Genomic DNA, 17602 nt, shown 5'->3' on the forward strand with positions numbered 1-17602 from the left:
CTGCTATAACAGCAGCCGCACGACTGGATTGTTTTCTTCATCTACACGAAAAGGGGAGGAATCAGTACACACCGAAATGATGTGGGAAGAAAAACAATCTCTTATTCACAGTGATATCCACATGAAAAGGGTTTTATACATAAGTATATTAAGCATTTATGCACAATATCCACAACAAATAAAAAAGTTATCCACAAAATTATATACACAGATGGGAATATGTAAGTGGCAGGGGAAATACCAACTTACTAACATTGTGCACAATGTTGTGGATAACTTGTCGTTAACAACAGGGGGAGATAGGATATTTTCTATCCATAGTACTTTAATACCCGAAATCATTAAAAGTAATCTTATTTTTGTCTCGTGTTTGCAACAATTTTATTGGCACGCTTAAAATCCTGGAGATAATTAACCTCTTGTGCTTTGGATAACTTGCTTCGTCTTTCTTTAGCGACTCTTGCTTTTGACTTCATACTAAACCCCTCCTTTATCTATGTCCTATCTCCCAGTATTGACTTGATGCAGGAGGGATATACAGCTTCATAGAAAAGCGGAAGCGCCATAGGTGCTTTTAGTTGCTGGCCGATCGATTATTATCTATGTAAGAGCTCAAAATTTTTATCTTTTAAAAAAGGGGATTGTTCCTCATTGCGCTAACCCTAGCGTAGTCAGGAACAATCCCCTTTGATTATTTCAAGCTTCTTGTGCTTCCTCGTTTTCTTCGGTGCGGTAGTAGTGGAACAAGTATTGATCTTTAGTGATTGCGTATAGATGGAACAAATCTTCGTCTTTGTTAATCCAGTTGTACACTTCAGGGTAGATTTCATCACTTACGCTGCAGTAAGGTAATTTCTCGGCAGCTTTTTGGGAGCGGATGTTGGTTTTGCGGATTTTCATAAAAATAGCGTTGATATCAAGTTCGAAGAATAATTCCTCAAAGAATGCATCTTTTGCGATGCGATTGTAGCCTTTTCCATGATAGTCTTTTCCGATCCACGTAGCTAAGAAGCCAGTATTTTGGTCGATGTCGAACAGATTAATGGTGCCAATAGGTTGGTGCCACTCATCTAAGATGGTACGGGAGATCAGTTCACCGCTTTCTTCAGCTTCCATCGTTTGCTTTGTTAGGAAGTAAAATTCGTCGCTACAATGTGCTTTGTGACGGACATAAGGAAAAACATCAGGGTGTGACATAAGCTCAAAGAGTGCAGGTGATTCGTGTAGATCGCGTTTTTTTAACATAAAAAATCCCTCCTGGTTTGCAAGAGGGCAGAATTATGCCAGGGAGTTCCCAGTGGTTAACTCCACCCTCGAATTTTTATCAATTGCTCACAAAAATCCGGGGTGGGAATCGAACCCACTAGAACCAGCGTTTTGCTGGTGACGCACCATTTGCCTTCCCTGGGAAATTGTATTGTAAAACCTTATGATTTCGCATCATATCATCTATCCTTATAGTACTCGATTCCATATAAAAAGGGAATAGTTTTTTTGTTGATTTTTTATTAATTTTTTATGAAATAGCCAAAAAAGCTGCATGAAGGGATTTTCCTCCATGCAGCCTAGCTTAAATCAGTTATTCGAGAGTGAAGTGTAAACAACTAAACGTTCTTCATGGTCTTGGATGGAATGGTCGAATGTTCCTGTGCAAGTCAGTAAGTTTAGGTTTTGTTTATTGCTAGGACCAAATATTTCTCTTAGAGGTGCTTCGTCTTTAGGATATGCCACGACTTTATTTACTTCAAAGGTTAGTTTCTTTCCATCTTCATCTGTAACGTAGATTTGATCTCCTGCTGATAGATCTTTTAAATCAAAGACTACAGCAGGTCCGGTCTTATCATCTACATGTCCAGCCAGAATCGCATGTTGTTATTGTTCTTGTGTACGATGAGAGCATAAATGGAGTGGAAGAGCGCAAATCGCACCACGGAGCGAGCATAAATAGATTGCGAATAGATAAAAGCCCAATCTAGATAATAAAGCAAAAAAAGAACATGGAAAGGCGATGCCTTTCCATGTTCTCATAATGTTATTTCGTTTGAGGTAGGTCTTGTTTAGACCAGGATCCGAAACCGCCTTGCATATTGATTACGTTTTTGATGCCGTTTGCTTGTAGAATGCTTGTTGCCATAGCAGAACGGCCGCCAGATTGACATTGAAGAACAACTGGTTTGTCAGTTGGAACTTCTTCAATGCGTTCTGGAAGATAACCTAGCATAATGTGCTTAGCTTGGGGGATGTGACCATCATTCCACTCACCTTCGTTACGAACATCGATAAGGTTAACTTCATTGTTGGCAATTTGTTCTGCAAGTTTATCAGGAGTACTTATTTCATAAGTTTCCATTTCCATACCATTCGCTTTTAGTTCAGCTAGATGAGTAGTTTCCATATAGCCTGCTACATGATCTGCTCCGATAGAACGTAGTGTTTTGGTTAGGTTATCTAAACTATTTTCTTCCGTGATCAAATATACCGGCTTGTTGTAGTCTACTAACCAACCAGCCCAGTTCGCAAAGGATTTATTGTTTGGAATATTAATCGTTCCTGGTACATGGCCTTCAGCGAATTGTTCTGCTGGACGAGTATCAATCATTTGCATGCCTTCGTTTAGATTAGCTTGCAATTCTTCTACGCTAGGTTCGATTTTTGATGGATTTGGTAGTTCACTAATTAGGGCTGGACCTTCTTTGTTGACTTTCTTCATAACTGCAAAATATTTTGGTGGTTCAGGCTGTTCTGAGATTAACTCCTCTACAAATTGGTCCTCATCATCATGATTTAGAGCCCAGTTTGTGAGTTTTTCATAGCCAACTGAACTAGAAGGAATGGCTCCTAGTGCTTTACCACATGCGCTTCCAGCACCGTGTCCAGGCCATACTTGCATATGATCTGGTAGGTCTTTGAAACGGTTTAGGGAAGCGAACATTTGACGAGCTCCCACTTCTGAAGTGTTTTCCATTCCTGCTGCTTTTTCTAGTAGGTCAGGGCGCCCAACGTCACCGACAAAGACAAAGTCGCCTGTGAAAATACCCATAGGAGTGCTCTGTCCGTTGTCATATAGCATGAAGGAGATGGATTCTGGCGTATGGCCAGGAGTGTGCATCACTTCGATTGTGATGTTCCCGACCTTAAATTGATCGCCATCTTTTACAAGTTGATGATTGATCTGATCTAGGAATTGATAGCTCCAATCTTCTCCGCCTTCACCTGAAAGCATGGCTGTTGCACCTGTTTGTGTAGCTAGTTCTTTAGCGCCTGAAACGAAATCGGCGTGGATATGGGTTTCAGCTACATAGGCAATGGATAGCCCTTCTTTCTTGGCTGTATCAAGATAAGCTTGAATATCACGAGATGGATCAACAACAAGAGCTTCACCTGTAGCTTGGCAACCAACCATATAGGATGCCTGTGCTAGTTTTTCATCAAAAAAGTATTTTAGTAACATGTTTATCCCTCACTTTTACGTTTTTTAAGATAAATGGTTAAAATCTATAATGTCTTAGCCCCCATTACGGAATTGTAATGAGTTGCTTTGTTAACTACATTTATTACTATAACACACATACCCCTATGGGTAAACAGGTTGAACTCAAGATGAATAAAACCCCTGATAATACGCACTGTATAGCTAGTTCGATAGTGTAGTACAATTTCCTGTTAGGTGAATGTATAGTATTTGGGACATCATATTTACGATTGAAAAAATCCCTCTACACTAGATAGAGAGATTTTATATATGTCTTGAAACTATAAAAATGTGGGCATGTGCATAACTTAAGTAAGTTATCCACCGTCCAGCTCCAGCGCCTACCTCCTCGGGTCTTAAGCAAATCCTATCAGTGGCAAAGTTTGCCACGACGAGGCTTTGCTTAAGCCTGTCGGGGGTGAGAGAGGCGCTTGCGCTTTGGTTCATTCATTATACTATTTTTCCGTTAATCATTGTCCAAGACGGCTTGGACATAAATTCGAACGGATGCCCATTCCAAAGAACGAGGTCTGCATCTTTTCCGACTTCGATGCTACCGAGGCGATCTTCTACACCGAGGTTTCTGGCTGGTAGAATGGTAATGCCTTCAAGCGCTTTTTGAACAGGTAGTCCTTCTCTTGCTGCTAATGCTGCGCACACGTTCAAATATTGAATGGGGGTATAGGGATGATCGGTTGTAATGGACACATCAATACCGTATTCACTTAACACACGGTATGTATCCCATGTTTTATATTTTACTTCAATTTTAGACTTTCTTGTCAGAGTAGGACCAACAGAAACTTGAAGATTTCTGTCGGCTAATTCCTCTGCAATATAATGTCCTTCTGTGCAATGTTCAATACGGAGATCAAGGTTAAACTCATCAGCTAGACGTACAGCACTTAGAATATCATCAGAGCGGTGCGCGTGTATGCGAACTGGTATTTCTCGATTTAATGCTTGAATAATTGGAGCGTTGCTTGGGTCTTCTGGATATTCACACCACTGAGCACGAGTGAAAGTCTCACGAAGCATGCCCATAATACCCATACGTGTAATCGAGTCGTTACGGGACTGAGAGTGAATTCGCTTAGGATTCTCACCGAGTGCAATTTTAAGACCAGCTGTTTCTTTTACTAACATGTTCACAATATTTTTTCCTACGGTTTTAATAACAGATGTCGTACCGCCGATGACATTCTGGCTTCCTGGCATAATGTGAACGGCAGTAATGCCATGTCGACGAGCATCATGGAACCCTGTATCCAGTGGATGCGCACTGTCTAATGCGCGAATATGTGGAGACAAGGCTTCGATGGTCTCATTCGCATCATTGCCAGCCCAACCAGTCCCTTCATCATATAAACCGAGGTGGGTATGTACATCAATAAATCCAGGGAAAAGGGATTGGCCCTGACCATCGATAACATGGTCTTCCTCCCCGTAGGCCACCTTTTCACCGACTTCTACAATTTTTCCTTCGTAAATCTTTACTTCTCCGTTATGTATGGACGGAGAGGTTATAGGGTGAATCGAAACATTTGTTATGACTGTATGCATGTATCTTTCTTATCCTTTCTGTAAAAGAGGTTGTTCAAGTAGTAAGGAAAATGAGGGCTCAATCTCTGAATCAGCTTGCATCTATAATCCGTATGATCCTTTTATTTTAAGTAAAGGAAACAAAAAGTGACTTATAGCTTACCCCCTCTGGTTTTTTACACATGTAGAGGGAAGCAAGAGCAAGCGCAATGCTTTTTCAAAAGTAAAGAAATTATAAGTTTCTGGCACTTACGTGTCTAGCTCCAGACGGGCGCTTGCGCCTTTCTTAACGCAAAATGTCCTGTAATGCAGGTTCGATCTCTGGGTACTCAAACTGATATCCTAGTTCTAGTGCCTTCTGTGGATAAACATATTGACCTTGTAGCAAAAGCGTGCTCATCTCCCCGAGTACTAGCTTTAGAGCAGGGGATGGGGCAGGTAACCAATGTGGCTTGTTCAACACCTTGGCAATTGATTTGCCGAGCTCTTTATTTCGTTTTGGATTCGGAGCGGTTGCATTAATTGGTCCGGATGCTTTGTCGTTTTTTAATGAAAATTCGATAAGACCAATGATGTCTCGAATGTGGATCCATGACATCCATTGCTCGCCATTTCCAACAGGGCCACCGGCATACATCTTATATGGTATAGCCATTTTCGGTAGCGCACCTTCCTCTCCAAGTATCACGCCAAAACGTAAACAAACGGTACGGACACCGTATAACTCTGCTTTTTGGGCACGCTCTTCCCATTCCGTGGTCACTTTAGCTAAAAAATCATTACCTGGGGTGGTTGTGTTTTCGGTAAACGTTTCTGTTTTTGATGTACCATAAAAACCTACAGCAGACGCATTAACTAGTACTTCTGGTGTTTGATCCATATTTTTTATCAAATCGAGCACTGATTCAGTAGCCTCGATACGACTATTCATAATGCTTTTCTTCGTTTCTTCCGTCCATCTGCTACTATTTAAGTTTTCACCAGCCAGGTTTACTATGGCATCTAACTCAGGAAGGTTCCTTTCGGGCTTCATCCCTTCCTTAAGCCAGCCTACGTACGTGACTCGTTCTGTATGGGGATGTTTTTCAGGGCTCCTCGTTAATATATAAAGGTCATGTCCTTCTGAAGCTAACTGCCTCGTTAAATGAGTTCCAACAAATCCAGTTCCGCCAGTAATGGCAATCCTCATGGGAAAACCTCCTACACTTCTTGGTAATTTTAGTTTATATCAGTTTGTCTAAAAAAGCGATATCCTATCTATCGCCGTTAATACTTTTTCCATGATAAAATGGAGAAAGAGGTGAACATTCGTGCCAACTATTACACGTATCACGACGCAAAAACGAAATAAGCAGCGCTACAATATTTTCCTTGATCGTGGACAGGGGGAAGCATACGAGTTTAGTGTTGACGAAGAAGTTCTCATCCAATTTATGCTTCGCAAAGGTATGGAACTCGATAAGGAAACCATTGAAACGCTTATTGAAAAAGACAACTTTCACAAAACGTTTTCCCTGGCTCTCAATTATTTAAGCTACCGGATGCGTTCTGAGAAAGAAATTCGTACGTACTTATGGGAAAAAGAAGTGGATGAAGAAAAGATTGAGTATGTCGTTAATCGTCTCAGTCAAGAAGGCTATCTAAATGATAAAGAATTTGCCGAGGCACTCGTCCGGACTCGAATGCAAACGTCTAGTAAAGGACCCATGCTAGTCAAAAAAGAACTGATTGAAAAAGGGCTAACGGCTAATATGGCTGAGGATGCTCTTGTCCATTACCCATATGACGTTCAACTAGATAAGGCGATGAAATGGGTGCAGAAAAACCTTCGCCTAGATGGAAGGAAGTCGTATAAAGAACAACTACAAAAAGTTCAACAAACGTTAATGCAAAAAGGGTTCCCTAAGGATGTAATTCAAGAAGCGGTACAAGAACAACAAGCTTCCGCTGAAAAAGACGAAGACGCTGAATGGCAAGCTGTCGTGCATCAAGGGGAAAAGGCTCTTCGAAAGTATGCCTCCAAAGCAGAGGGATATGAACTAAAGCATAAAATAAAGGGTGCCCTATACCGTAAAGGGTTCCCTTTTGAGTTGATTGAGCAGTTTTTAGATGAGTATGTAGAAGTTGAAAATTAGAAAAATGAGCCATTCCTCACGTGGAACAGCTCATTTTATTATAAATAAAAGAAAGTATAAGTTGGCTCTTACATGGCTAGCTCCAGCGCCCAACGACAACCCACGCGTCCTGTGGGCAGCAGTTTGTACGTCGCTAAACGGGCGCCCTGAGCTTTTCTTTATTTATCGATATAGATTTCCTTACGTCCGTCATCAGATTCAACTATTGCTGCAGCCACCTCAGCGGGGTTTTTCATTTTTGATGGGTTTTCAACATGGTCACTTTGATCCCAGAATGGCGTGTTCATACCACCCATATACACGGCAGTGAATTGAATATTAGTGTTTTCATATTCTTTTTGAAGGCTTTCAGTAAATCCTCGTTGTGCAAATTTACTTGCGCAATAAACGGATTCATTTACTTTCCCTCTTAGACCTGCAGTTGAAATGATATTTAATACTCGTCCACCATTCTCTTCTAGGAGAGGTAGGGCTGCTTGCGTCATGTATATAGTACCTTTGACGTTAGTATTCAACATCTGAGTAATATCTGGACTATCTAACTCAACAACAGGACCAAAAATACCAATGCCTGCATTGTTGATTAAGATGTCTAGTTGATCAATTTGTTGCATCCCTTCATTCACTGAGCTTGGCTCCGTTACATCACAGACGATAATGTCTGCCTGTCCACCTGCATCTTGAATTTCTCTTTGAATAATAAGAAGACGATCTTCATTTCTACCCAATAGATAGATATGATGATGATTTGCAGCATATGCTTTCGCAAGCTCAGCTCCTAAACCAGAGCTAGCCCCTGTAATTCCGACATAAGCCATAAAGCAAACTCCTTTCAGAATGTAGATTCTATTTTCTATTGTGTACAAACGTTGCTAAAATGTAAATGGAAGGAGTGTTAGTGTTGGAAAAAAGATATAGTGATATGACAGTAGAAGAGCTCCGTGACGCAGTAGCTCAACTAACAGAACAAGCTCGAAAAGCAGAACAAATGGGCATGGTCAATGATTATGCTGTCCAAATGCGTAAAATACAAATGGCGAAATCGTATATGTTAAACCCAGCTGATTATTCAGTTGGTGAAGTGTATGAAATAGATGGAGACCCAGGCATTTACTTCGAGATTGGATACATGAATGGTATTTTTGCGTGGGGAAGACGTAAAAATCAACAAGGAGAACTTCTTGAAGTGTATGGAACAGAGGATCAAGAGGCATTGCCTATTTCAATGTTGGGTCAGAAGATAAGCGGTTAATTAGGGTATAAAAAACAAGCAGCCTTGATATATGTCAAGACTGCTTGTTTTATATTAAAGAAGTCCTTCTTCAAACAGATGAGCAATGGCCGCATCCACGCCACTTACGACGTGTGACGTTTTCTCTTTAACCTCAGGAGGTGCTTGTTCCATTGCAAAACTGTGAGGGGTTAGTTCGAACATAGATACGTCATTGAAAGAATCACCCATACATGCAACTTCTTCTGGTTCGATGCCTAGAAGGGAGATGAGTTGTTGAATTGCTGCTCCCTTACTAATATTCTTAGGCATAAGGTCGAGACAATTTGGATCAGATATGAAACTATCTAACTCGTTTGAAAACGATGAGTTAATGGTTTCTTGAAGTTTTTGTAGTCTATTGTTTGCTCCATGGATAGAAATCTTGGATGGATGAATGGATTTTCCTAATTGTTCTTTTAAATCTGGTGTCGCATGAACAGAATAAAAGAGACGCTTCTCCATTTCCCGGACATTGGCTGTCTTTTCAATCACGTACGTATCGGTTTCAGTTGATACACTAGGAATGACGTCATTTGTGACAGCTGCTGAAAAAATATCCTGAATATGTTCTGGAGAAAAAGTGTTTGCATGAATGAATTTATCATCTTTGTCATAGACGAAAGCACCATTTTGGCTAACTCGATGTCCTTTATTTTCCTGTTTCAATAGTTTCAATACTTCTTTAATTTCATGATCCATTCTACCAGTAGCAATAGCAAGGTCCACCCCTGAACTCATTGCGTGCTGAATCGCATCAATATCGTGTTCATTTACTTGTTTCTCCATGGTTAGTAAGGTACCATCTAAATCGATTGCGAGAAGTTTTATCATACGTACCACCTTTACATCGGATTCAATTTATATTCCCTTGCAATGTTATACAAAACTATTTTATAATTTGCAAGCGTTTTAATACAATACAGAAAAAAGAATGCAGAAGCTGACGCTGGTTAAATTTTAAGGAAGGGAGTGAGGAGATGACCACTCAGGTTACGGTTGAACGTGTTTTAAATAATAATGTTGTTGTTGCTGTTCATCCTAACAATGATGAGATAATTCTGATAGGAAAAGGCATTGGCTTTGGAAAAAAGCAAGGCGATGAAGTTACAACAGAAATGGCGGAGAAGACGTATCGGTTAGAGGATGCCTCCATTCAAGAGAAGTATAAACAATTGCTACCACAGATTGATGAAGAATTTATTGGATTTATGAATGATATTATGAACCATATCGAAGTGAGAATGGGGAGTAAGTTGAATGAGCATATTCATATCGCACTAACAGACCACATAGCATTCGCCATTAAGCGGATGCAAGAAGGTCTGGAATTTACGAATCCATTACTGATCGAAATCAAATCACTTTACCCTAAAGAACATGAAGTTGCAAAAGAGATTGTGGGAATGATTAACGAGCGGTTACATTTTGAAATGCCAGAAGGGGAAGTTGGCTTTATAGCCATTCATATCCATAGTGCCATTACGGATAAAAAAGTTACAGAGATCAATAAGGACTCAGAGCTTATTCAGTATCTTACCACCATTATTCAAAATCAGTTAGCCATCGATTTTGATAAGCAGAGTGTGGATTATCATCGACTTGTTCAGCATCTAAGGCGAGCGATTGAACGGGTTCATAAAGGAGAATCCGTTGGCGAAAGAAAAAAACTTGATGATCTATTGAAAATAGAATATCCCTTATGCTATAATTTAGCTTGGAAGTTGATAAAAGTAATGCAACAACGATTACAAAAGCCTGTAGATGACGCAGAAGCCGTTTATTTAACGATACATCTACAACGATTAATTTCATAATTTAAACGCACTTATTTCTTTGCGTGTTACTGATACGATTAGGCATGAGCGAAGAAAGATGGAGCAAATCACTGGGATTAGTGTAACTAATACTATGTTGATTTGGAAATCTTTTTTCGCTCGTGCCTTTTTTATTGTTTAGCGTATAAACGGGTTGAGGTTGTGGATAACTCAGGTAAAGTGATGTTGCCACGTCCAGCTCTAGCGCCCAGCGACGAGCAAACTTCCTGCACCTCCTTACGATAAGTCAACATCGAAGCGCTATCGCTCTTCGTGTTTCCTTTATCTTAAAGGGATTTTAGGAGGTTCGATTAAAATCGCTACATCACGTAGCAACATCGAACTAACCTACGTCGTGTAGGCCGCATTTTGTACGTCGCTAAACGGGCGCATTCGCTTTTGTTCATGTAAGCGGTTGTTGAAAGCGTTTGTTTGGGCAAGATAATCGTTATTGCATCATAAAAAAGGAGGAATTCTCATGTTTAAACAAGCGTTTGGTACTTTGCAAAAAGTCGGTAAAGCTTTAATGCTTCCAGTAGCTTTGCTTCCAGCCGCAGGTATTCTTTTAGCATTCGGTACAAGCTTTGCGCAAGATAATTTTGTTGAGAAGGTTCCATTCTTCGGCACTCCATGGGTACAGACGTTACTACAAGTCATGGCTGAAGCTGGAGGAGTTGTATTTGATAACTTACCCTTACTTTTCGCAGTAGGTGTGGCAATTGGCTTAGCTGGTGGTGAGGGAGTCGCTGGTTTAGCAGCCATTATTGGATATTTAATTATGAATGTGGTTATGGGAACACTAGGCGGTGTAACCGCTGATATGACCTCTAATCCCGCCTATGCGGAAGTATTAGGTATTCCAACCTTACAAACGGGTGTGTTTGGCGGTATTATCGTAGGTATATTAGCTTCGTTCCTGTATAATAGGTATTACAATATAGAATTACCGCAATTCTTAGGGTTCTTCGCAGGTAAACGTTTCGTTCCAATTATCACAGCATTTACATCACTTTTCTTAGGGATTGTAATGCTTTGGTTCTGGCCTTATGTACAAAATGGACTAAATGGCCTATCTCATTTAATGCTCGAAAAAGACCAAACGATTTCAGCTTTTGTGTTTGGTGTGATTGAACGTTCTCTTATTCCATTTGGTCTTCATCATATTTTCTATTCACCGTTCTGGTTTGAGTTCGGTACTTATACAAATGCTGCAGGAGAAGTAGTTCGTGGTGACCAAACAATTTTCTTTGAGCAGTTAAAAGATGGTGTAGAATTTACTGCAGGAACGTTCATGGTTGGTAAATTCCCATTCATGATGTTTGGACTACCGGCCGCTGCGCTTGCTATTTATCATACAGCAAAGCCTGAACGTAAGAAGGTAGTTGGAGGAATCATGGCATCTGCCGCTCTGACATCTTTCTTAACTGGTATTACAGAACCAATTGAGTTCTCTTTCTTATTCGTAGCACCACTATTATTTGGAATTCACGCAATCTTTGCAGGTTTCTCCTTCATGATCATGGAGATTCTTGGTGTTAAAATTGGTCAAACATTCTCAGGTGGTTTGATTGACTTTATTCTATTTGGTGTATTACCTAATAGAACAGACTGGTGGTGGGTCATCATCGTTGGTCTTGTCTTCTCTGTAATTTACTACTTTGGTTTCCGTTGGGCTATACTGAAATTTAATCTAGCTACTCCTGGACGTGAAGATGAAGCAGAAGATGTTGAAAACGAACAGACAGATGTTGGCGAACGTCCGTATGAGATTCTTGAAGGTCTAGGTGGAGAAGAGAATATCAAGTACCTAGATGCATGTATTACTCGTTTGCGCGTTCAAGTTGAGGATAAAGAGAAAGTAGATAAAGGCCGCTTGAAGAAACAAGGTGCATCAGGAGTTATGGAAGTTGGGAACAATATTCAAGCGATTTTTGGACCAGCATCCGACTCCATTCGAGGTCAAATTCAAGATATTATTGATGGAAAGTCACCTCGCCCAGAGAAAGTAGCACCTGAAGAAAATAGCAATGCTCAATCAGCTCCAAAGACAGCAGCAGATGAATTGAATTTTGTAAGTCCACTAACAGGAAATGTAATGTCGATTTCAGACGTGCCAGATGAAGTATTTTCTGGTAAAATGATGGGCGATGGCTTTGCAATCCATCCTACAGACGGAGAAATTGTTTCTCCAGTAGATGGAAAAGTGCTTAATGTGTTCCCTACCAAACACGCTTTAGGGTTACTTGCAGAAGACGGTACCGAAATTCTGATTCACTTTGGAATTGATACTGTCAGCCTTAAGGGCGAAGGATTCGAGTCCTTTGTAGAGGAAGGCGATGAAGTGAAGCAAGGGCAGACACTTATGAAAGTAGATATTGAATCTGTCCAAGAACAGGTTCCTTCCATCGTAACCCCAATCGTCTTTACAAATCTTGTAGAAGGCCAAGAGGTACAAGTTCAGCAAGAAGGTTCAGTATCAAAAGGTCAGAAAGATATCGTTAAAATACAATAACAAATAGGAGAGATGTAACATGGCACAACAAACAGTTAAAATTACAGCAAATGATGGAGTACACGCACGTCCAGCTACCGTTCTAGTACAAGAAGCAGGCAAATACCAGTCAGAAGTTACACTAGAATACAATGGCAAAGATGTTAACCTTAAATCCATCATGGGCATTATGTCACTTGGAATCCCTTCAGGCGCAGAAGTAACATTCAAAGCAGAAGGAAACGACGAGGACGAAGCACTAGAAGCTATCATCAACGTAGTGAAAAACCAAGAGCTTGGTGAGTAATAAGGTGAGTAAAAGCTGTCCTACAAGTAGGGCAGCTTTTTTTTGGCATAACCAACGTATATAGAGGAAGAACTCACGCATATCGGAGGGGAAACTCACGCATATTGAGGGAACCCACACATATAGAAGGAAAGCCCACTCCTACTCTTTTGACTTCCATTACCTGTCCTTATAAAATAAAATGGCAATAGTCGGAAAGGGGACAAAGTAGAATGGGATTAGCTTCTAATAAAAATAATGAGCATCAGAAGATACTTGATGCAGCTTTAGAGCTATTCAGTGGGCAAGGTTATGAGGATACTACCTTACAGCAAATTGCGATTAAAGCGGAGACGAATGAGAATAAGGTGCTTCATCACTTCGAATCAAAAGATGATTTATTTATAGAATTGATGGCCACTAAATTCAAATTAGATCAAGATCCGAATGAAGCGATTTTATAAGAGATAGATGTAAATAAAGCAGCTAATGAGATTGTCTATAAGTACATATATGATCAATTGAAACATTATCGTTTTTTTGGCAAAAAGGTAATGCGAGAAGTGTTTTCGGTTTCGTTTCACCTTATTAATTCAAAACCTAATATGATGAAGAAGTTCATTGATTTAGACTTTTTATTTGTGAATGATCTTATTACTTTTTTAAATCAATTGAAGGAAAAAGGAGTATTACCTGAAGAGTACGATTCCAATCAGGCTGCGGAAACAGTGTATAGCACTCTTGCTTTTGAATTTCTATTATACGTGTATGAGGAAGAACATACTGAGGAGCAGCTACTGCAAGGAATTAAGAACAAGGTCGATTTCATTTTTACATAAGGAAAAGTTGGAATGAAATAATGATTGTTGGACATAGGCAGGAGAGGATTCAAAATGAACCCTCTCCATTATTATTTACGATCTTTTTCGCATTTGTACTTCTGTAATAATTTCAGATTGTGTCTGTTGCGTTTCCCCATTGACCTGGTTGGCTGCATGCTTTGGGTTAGCATTTGGGGATTGGAAAGGGTCCTTATATAAATTATCTAAAAAACGTTTATTTTCTTCACGTTTCTTTGAATTTTGGCCCATGATAGGTCCCTCCTAAAAGTCTTTGCGTTTCGAGGATTGGTGCATTCTCTCTTGCGGGCGAGTATTGATTGATCCATCAGCTCTTTTTGAAGCATATTGAGACTGAGCTCGCGGCTTTCCGTTTGGTTTTTCCTCAGGGAAATTGACGGTTTTATTGCGTGGCATGAGATCGACCTCCTGAGTAAAGACTTTTCACCATATTGAATGGTGTAAGCATAGTATGTGCACTTAAACGGTTCGTATGTGATACAATAGGTAGCGAATTGCTGGAAGTTTAGAGGTGAGAAACATGGAAGATATTTTTGAACGATTAACACATCAATTGTGTAATCAAAACGAACAATTAACAATGAGGCAAGCCCGAAACTGGGTAGAATATTTATGGGAAGATTTTGAATCGACTCGTGCAAAAGCTGGACGAAGCTATGAGGGAAAAGACATGACGGAAAAAGTGGTTTCCCGGTGGATTAACAGCTATGGACCAAAACTTCATGAATTTGCATCCAAAAACCCACGTTATCAACAACTGTTCGAAGATGGACAGAATTATACTCATTAAAGAAGGGCGCAAGAAGTTCGATTAAGGCCGCTGCGTCACGCAGCAACATCGAACCAACCTACGTCGTGTAAGCCGAAAGGAAACACGGAGAGCGATAGCAATCCGATGTTAACTTATCGTAATGAGGAGCAGGAAGTTTGCTAGTCGCTGGGCGCTGGAGCTAGACAGGCAAGAGCAAACACCTTATATTTCTTTACTGTTTAAAAAAGATGACACATTAATCTAATGTGTCATCTTTCTTTCGTTCAAGTTGGTAATGCATCCAGTTTTTTCTGGAGTTTTTCTTCAGAGAAAATCCAGCCTGTGTAGGATGATAATATGTTGAGGTCATCATCAAGTGTGACGACGGCGACGAATGGATAACGACCTTTAGAACGGTAACGGAGGTCAATTAATCGTACTTCTGTATAATGGTCGTATTCGTCAATCTCCCAACGGTACACCGGGGAAAAGGATAAAAATGCATCCATATTATCATCTTGTATAGCTTTATTCATAATTGGCATATCGGGTAATGGTTTGCGTTGAAATTCATCCACAATAACAATATGACCACTTACCGCTCGCCCAACATAGAATTTATCTTTTGTTGTAATAGCGAGTCGCCATACATTGTGTCTAATAGTGGGAGAAGTTACAACTTCTTCAACATCACGGTAATAGCCGTTAATCTTTTTCACCATCTCATGCTTATCAAAATAGCGTTTCACATAGTAAAGAGCGATAACAAAATAGAGAATCAAGAACGTATAACCAGGATCTGCACCTAGATTCCATGCGATAATACCGATAAGATGGAGAAGGAAGATATAGGGGTCAAATGTATTAATGAATCCATAGGCTACCCATCGTTTGGAAAAAGGACGGTACGCCTGTGTGCCATAAGCATTAAATACATCGACGAAAACGTGTAAAATAACAGCTAGAAACGTCCATATCCATAAATGAAAGAAGTTCACCTCAGGAGCAAAAGCGTAAATAACACTAGGGATTGCAATGCCCCATAGTCCAACCGCAGGCATGGAATGGGTAATGCCGCGATGATTTCGTATATATACTGCGTTATTTCGTAATTTTAAAATGGTGTCTAAGTCTGGCGCTTGTGAACCTATAATGGTCCCTGCTAATACTGCATTAAACAGGGTAGGATCATTTTGTACGACAGGGTCTAGTGTAGCTAAACCACCAAGTGCAACTCCCATAACAATATGGGTACCAGTATCCATTTGTAAGCTTCCTCCTTTGAGGTAGACTCTCGCATTAAACCTAACTTCATTGTATCAGAAGGGTGAAACATTGTGAAAAATAATCAAGCATTGAATATCCTCGAAGGATTCGATAAGAATGGGTTCCGTGACAATTTGATTCACTGGTTTCAACAAGAACAGAGAATGTTACCGTGGCGAAAAGATCAGGACCCTTATAAAGTATGGGTATCCGAAATCATGCTTCAGCAAACCAAAGTTGATACGGTTATTCCATATTTTCATAATTTTATTAACCAATTCCCAACACCAGATGATTTAGCGGAAGCGGATGAACAACAAGTTCTGAAAGCGTGGGAGGGTCTTGGCTATTACTCACGTGCTCGTAATTTGCAAACAGCCGTAAAAGAAGTAGTATCCTCGTATAATGGGAAGGTTCCAGATAATGAAAAAGAGCTTGGAGACTTAAAAGGTGTCGGCCCTTATACAAGAGGTGCTATTCTTAGTATTGCATACGACATTCCTTCTCCAGCTGTTGATGGAAACGTTATGCGTGTGCTATCGCGAATCTTGATGGTAGAAGAGGATATCGCCAAACCAGCAGCTCGAAAAGTGTTTGAAGGTCTTGTTCGTGAACTTATTTCTGAAGATGATCCTTCTTCGTTTAACCAGGGATTAATGGAGCTTGGGGCCTTGGTATGTACTCCGAAAAATCCATCGTGTTTATTGTGTCCCGTTCAATCTCATTGCCGAGCTTTCGGGGAGGGAAAAGAAACATTACTACCAATTAAGTCGTCTAAAAAGAAACAGAAAAACATACCCTATCTTGCGCTATTGATACGCAATGAAGAGGGAGAGGTATTGATTCAACAGCGACCTGATCAAGGTTTATTAGCAAACCTTTGGGAATTTCCAATGGTTCCACTTCAAGAAGTAGATAAAGCAAATGTTCAAGATTGGTGTTGGGAGCAGTATGGATTAAACCTTTCCATGTACCAAACGATTGACCACATTAAACACACTTTTTCTCATATTATTTGGGATATGGAGGTTATGGAAGGTGTTGTGAAAAATGGAGAAAACACTTATGCAAGAGCTCAGTTCGTTAAGAAGGAAAATCTTAGCGAATATCCATTTCCGGTCTCCCATCAAAAAATACTAAAGCATATTTAAAAAGCTGGCTGGCCTAGCCTCATCGCTAGGGAGCCAGCTTTATTTTTAAAGATTTTTCGTTGATGCCTAGTTGCAACACCTAGTTTGGTTCTCTTTCCAACCAAGGAGGTTCGATTAAGACCACTGTGTCACGTAGCAACATCGAATCAATTGTACGTCGCTAGACGAGCCCTTGCACTTTTCTTTAATCATAAATAGGTTTAGTCCCTGATGTCCATGTTGCTTCTTTTTTAGTGAATCCGCCTCGACTTTGGATTTCTTCGTTTATTTCTCGAAGTATCGTCGTTCCCTCACTATTTAAATAAGGGACCATCTGGCTTAAAGCATGTTGGAAATACGCTAATTCATCCGTTTTCCATTCATGTTTGGATGTCATGGTTAGTTCCGTCATATCTCTTCCAACATACAAAGAGATCTCCTCCTTTTTAACAGCTCTTTGATATTAAATAAGAACCTATTTGTATTTTTTGCAGGAGTAATGATTCTATTCAAAATGTTGCAGTCAGGTGGAAATAAAAGAATATTATGGAAGTTATTTTTTATGGATAACCTGCGGGATTT

The 17602-nt window shown here is 40.1% G+C and carries 21 protein-coding genes; 9 read left to right on the top strand and 12 right to left on the bottom strand.

What is annotated here, in order from left to right; genetic code table 11:
* Positions 1-353: 353 nt before the first annotated feature.
* From GLW08_RS16085 to GLW08_RS16110, 6 genes are all read right to left on the bottom strand, one after another.
* Positions 354-476, bottom strand: a complete 123-nt coding sequence (locus GLW08_RS16085; RefSeq protein ID WP_160849662.1) for a YfhE family protein — start codon at positions 474-476, stop codon at positions 354-356.
* A gap of 220 nt (positions 477-696) precedes the next feature.
* Positions 697-1245: a GNAT family N-acetyltransferase gene (locus GLW08_RS16090; protein WP_160849663.1), complete on the bottom strand. Its 549-nt coding sequence runs from the start codon at positions 1243-1245 to the stop codon at positions 697-699.
* A 330-nt stretch (positions 1246-1575) separates the two neighbouring features.
* Complete coding sequence (locus tag GLW08_RS16095) at positions 1576-1863, bottom strand: sortase domain-bontaining protein (RefSeq protein WP_160849712.1); 288 nt, start codon at positions 1861-1863, stop codon at positions 1576-1578.
* Positions 1864-2032: 169 nt separating this feature from the next.
* Entirely contained in the window at positions 2033-3451 is a 1419-nt protein-coding gene (locus GLW08_RS16100; protein ID WP_160849664.1) for an MBL fold metallo-hydrolase, read from the bottom strand.
* Between the two features lie 471 nt (positions 3452-3922).
* The gene (locus GLW08_RS16105) at positions 3923-5035 is read right to left on the bottom strand and encodes an amidohydrolase (protein ID WP_160849665.1); all 1113 of its coding nucleotides are present in this window, start codon (positions 5033-5035) and stop codon (positions 3923-3925) included.
* Positions 5036-5300: 265 nt separating this feature from the next.
* Positions 5301-6203 carry a TIGR01777 family oxidoreductase gene (locus GLW08_RS16110; RefSeq protein WP_160849666.1) on the bottom strand — a complete coding sequence of 301 codons (903 nt, stop codon included), beginning with the start codon at positions 6201-6203 and terminating at the stop codon, positions 5301-5303.
* Positions 6204-6324: 121 nt separating this feature from the next.
* Between GLW08_RS16110 and recX the strand changes: the two genes are divergently transcribed.
* A complete protein-coding gene (gene recX, locus GLW08_RS16115) occupies positions 6325-7149 on the top strand; it encodes a recombination regulator RecX (protein WP_160849667.1) in 825 nt (274 codons plus the stop codon).
* 158 nt (positions 7150-7307) lie between these two features.
* Here recX and GLW08_RS16120 read toward each other — a convergent pair whose 3' ends face one another.
* Complete coding sequence (locus tag GLW08_RS16120) at positions 7308-7967, bottom strand: SDR family NAD(P)-dependent oxidoreductase (protein ID WP_160849668.1); 660 nt, start codon at positions 7965-7967, stop codon at positions 7308-7310.
* A gap of 83 nt (positions 7968-8050) precedes the next feature.
* On the opposite strand from GLW08_RS16120, the gene GLW08_RS16125 reads away from it, so the two are divergent.
* Positions 8051-8401, top strand: coding sequence for a YfhH family protein (locus GLW08_RS16125; RefSeq protein ID WP_423808643.1), 351 nt, complete (start codon positions 8051-8053; stop codon positions 8399-8401).
* A gap of 54 nt (positions 8402-8455) precedes the next feature.
* Here the strand turns inward: GLW08_RS16125 and GLW08_RS16130 are convergent, their stop codons facing one another.
* Positions 8456-9253, bottom strand: a complete 798-nt coding sequence (locus GLW08_RS16130) for an HAD family hydrolase (protein ID WP_160849670.1) — start codon at positions 9251-9253, stop codon at positions 8456-8458.
* Positions 9254-9399: 146 nt separating this feature from the next.
* On the opposite strand from GLW08_RS16130, the gene glcT reads away from it, so the two are divergent.
* The 5 genes from glcT to GLW08_RS16155 all read left to right on the top strand — a co-directional run bounded on the left by glcT (position 9400) and on the right by GLW08_RS16155 (position 13852).
* Positions 9400-10236: a glucose PTS transporter transcription antiterminator GlcT gene (glcT, locus tag GLW08_RS16135; RefSeq protein WP_160849671.1), complete on the top strand. Its 837-nt coding sequence runs from the start codon at positions 9400-9402 to the stop codon at positions 10234-10236.
* 478 nt (positions 10237-10714) lie between these two features.
* A complete protein-coding gene (ptsG, locus tag GLW08_RS16140) occupies positions 10715-12748 on the top strand; it encodes a glucose-specific PTS transporter subunit IIBC (RefSeq protein ID WP_160849672.1) in 2034 nt (677 codons plus the stop codon).
* A 19-nt stretch (positions 12749-12767) separates the two neighbouring features.
* Positions 12768-13034 carry a phosphocarrier protein HPr gene (locus GLW08_RS16145; protein WP_160849673.1) on the top strand — a complete coding sequence of 89 codons (267 nt, stop codon included), beginning with the start codon at positions 12768-12770 and terminating at the stop codon, positions 13032-13034.
* 212 nt (positions 13035-13246) lie between these two features.
* Positions 13247-13477 carry a TetR/AcrR family transcriptional regulator gene (locus GLW08_RS16150; protein WP_160849674.1) on the top strand — a complete coding sequence of 77 codons (231 nt, stop codon included), beginning with the start codon at positions 13247-13249 and terminating at the stop codon, positions 13475-13477.
* A 90-nt stretch (positions 13478-13567) separates the two neighbouring features.
* The gene (locus GLW08_RS16155) at positions 13568-13852 is read left to right on the top strand and encodes a hypothetical protein (RefSeq protein WP_237458473.1); all 285 of its coding nucleotides are present in this window, start codon (positions 13568-13570) and stop codon (positions 13850-13852) included.
* Between the two features lie 75 nt (positions 13853-13927).
* Here the strand turns inward: GLW08_RS16155 and GLW08_RS16160 are convergent, their stop codons facing one another.
* Positions 13928-14104, bottom strand: coding sequence for a YpzG family protein (locus GLW08_RS16160; protein ID WP_160849676.1), 177 nt, complete (start codon positions 14102-14104; stop codon positions 13928-13930).
* Positions 14105-14116: 12 nt separating this feature from the next.
* On the bottom strand, positions 14117-14269 hold the full coding sequence (gene sspK / locus GLW08_RS16165; protein ID WP_160849677.1) for a small, acid-soluble spore protein K: 153 nt from the start codon (positions 14267-14269) through the stop codon (positions 14117-14119).
* A gap of 124 nt (positions 14270-14393) precedes the next feature.
* On the opposite strand from sspK, the gene GLW08_RS16170 reads away from it, so the two are divergent.
* Positions 14394-14663 carry a YfhJ family protein gene (locus GLW08_RS16170; RefSeq protein ID WP_160849678.1) on the top strand — a complete coding sequence of 90 codons (270 nt, stop codon included), beginning with the start codon at positions 14394-14396 and terminating at the stop codon, positions 14661-14663.
* 245 nt (positions 14664-14908) lie between these two features.
* Here the strand turns inward: GLW08_RS16170 and GLW08_RS16175 are convergent, their stop codons facing one another.
* Positions 14909-15889, bottom strand: coding sequence for a metal-dependent hydrolase (locus tag GLW08_RS16175; RefSeq protein ID WP_036822339.1), 981 nt, complete (start codon positions 15887-15889; stop codon positions 14909-14911).
* A gap of 72 nt (positions 15890-15961) precedes the next feature.
* Between GLW08_RS16175 and mutY the strand changes: the two genes are divergently transcribed.
* Positions 15962-17041: an A/G-specific adenine glycosylase gene (mutY, locus tag GLW08_RS16180; RefSeq protein ID WP_423808644.1), complete on the top strand. Its 1080-nt coding sequence runs from the start codon at positions 15962-15964 to the stop codon at positions 17039-17041.
* A 184-nt stretch (positions 17042-17225) separates the two neighbouring features.
* Here the strand turns inward: mutY and GLW08_RS16185 are convergent, their stop codons facing one another.
* Entirely contained in the window at positions 17226-17450 is a 225-nt protein-coding gene (locus GLW08_RS16185; RefSeq protein ID WP_160849679.1) for a hypothetical protein, read from the bottom strand.
* Positions 17451-17602 lie beyond the last annotated feature (152 nt).

Source organism: Pontibacillus yanchengensis, from assembly GCF_009856295.1.
GTDB classification, from domain to species: domain Bacteria; phylum Bacillota; class Bacilli; order Bacillales; family BH030062; genus Pontibacillus; species Pontibacillus yanchengensis_A.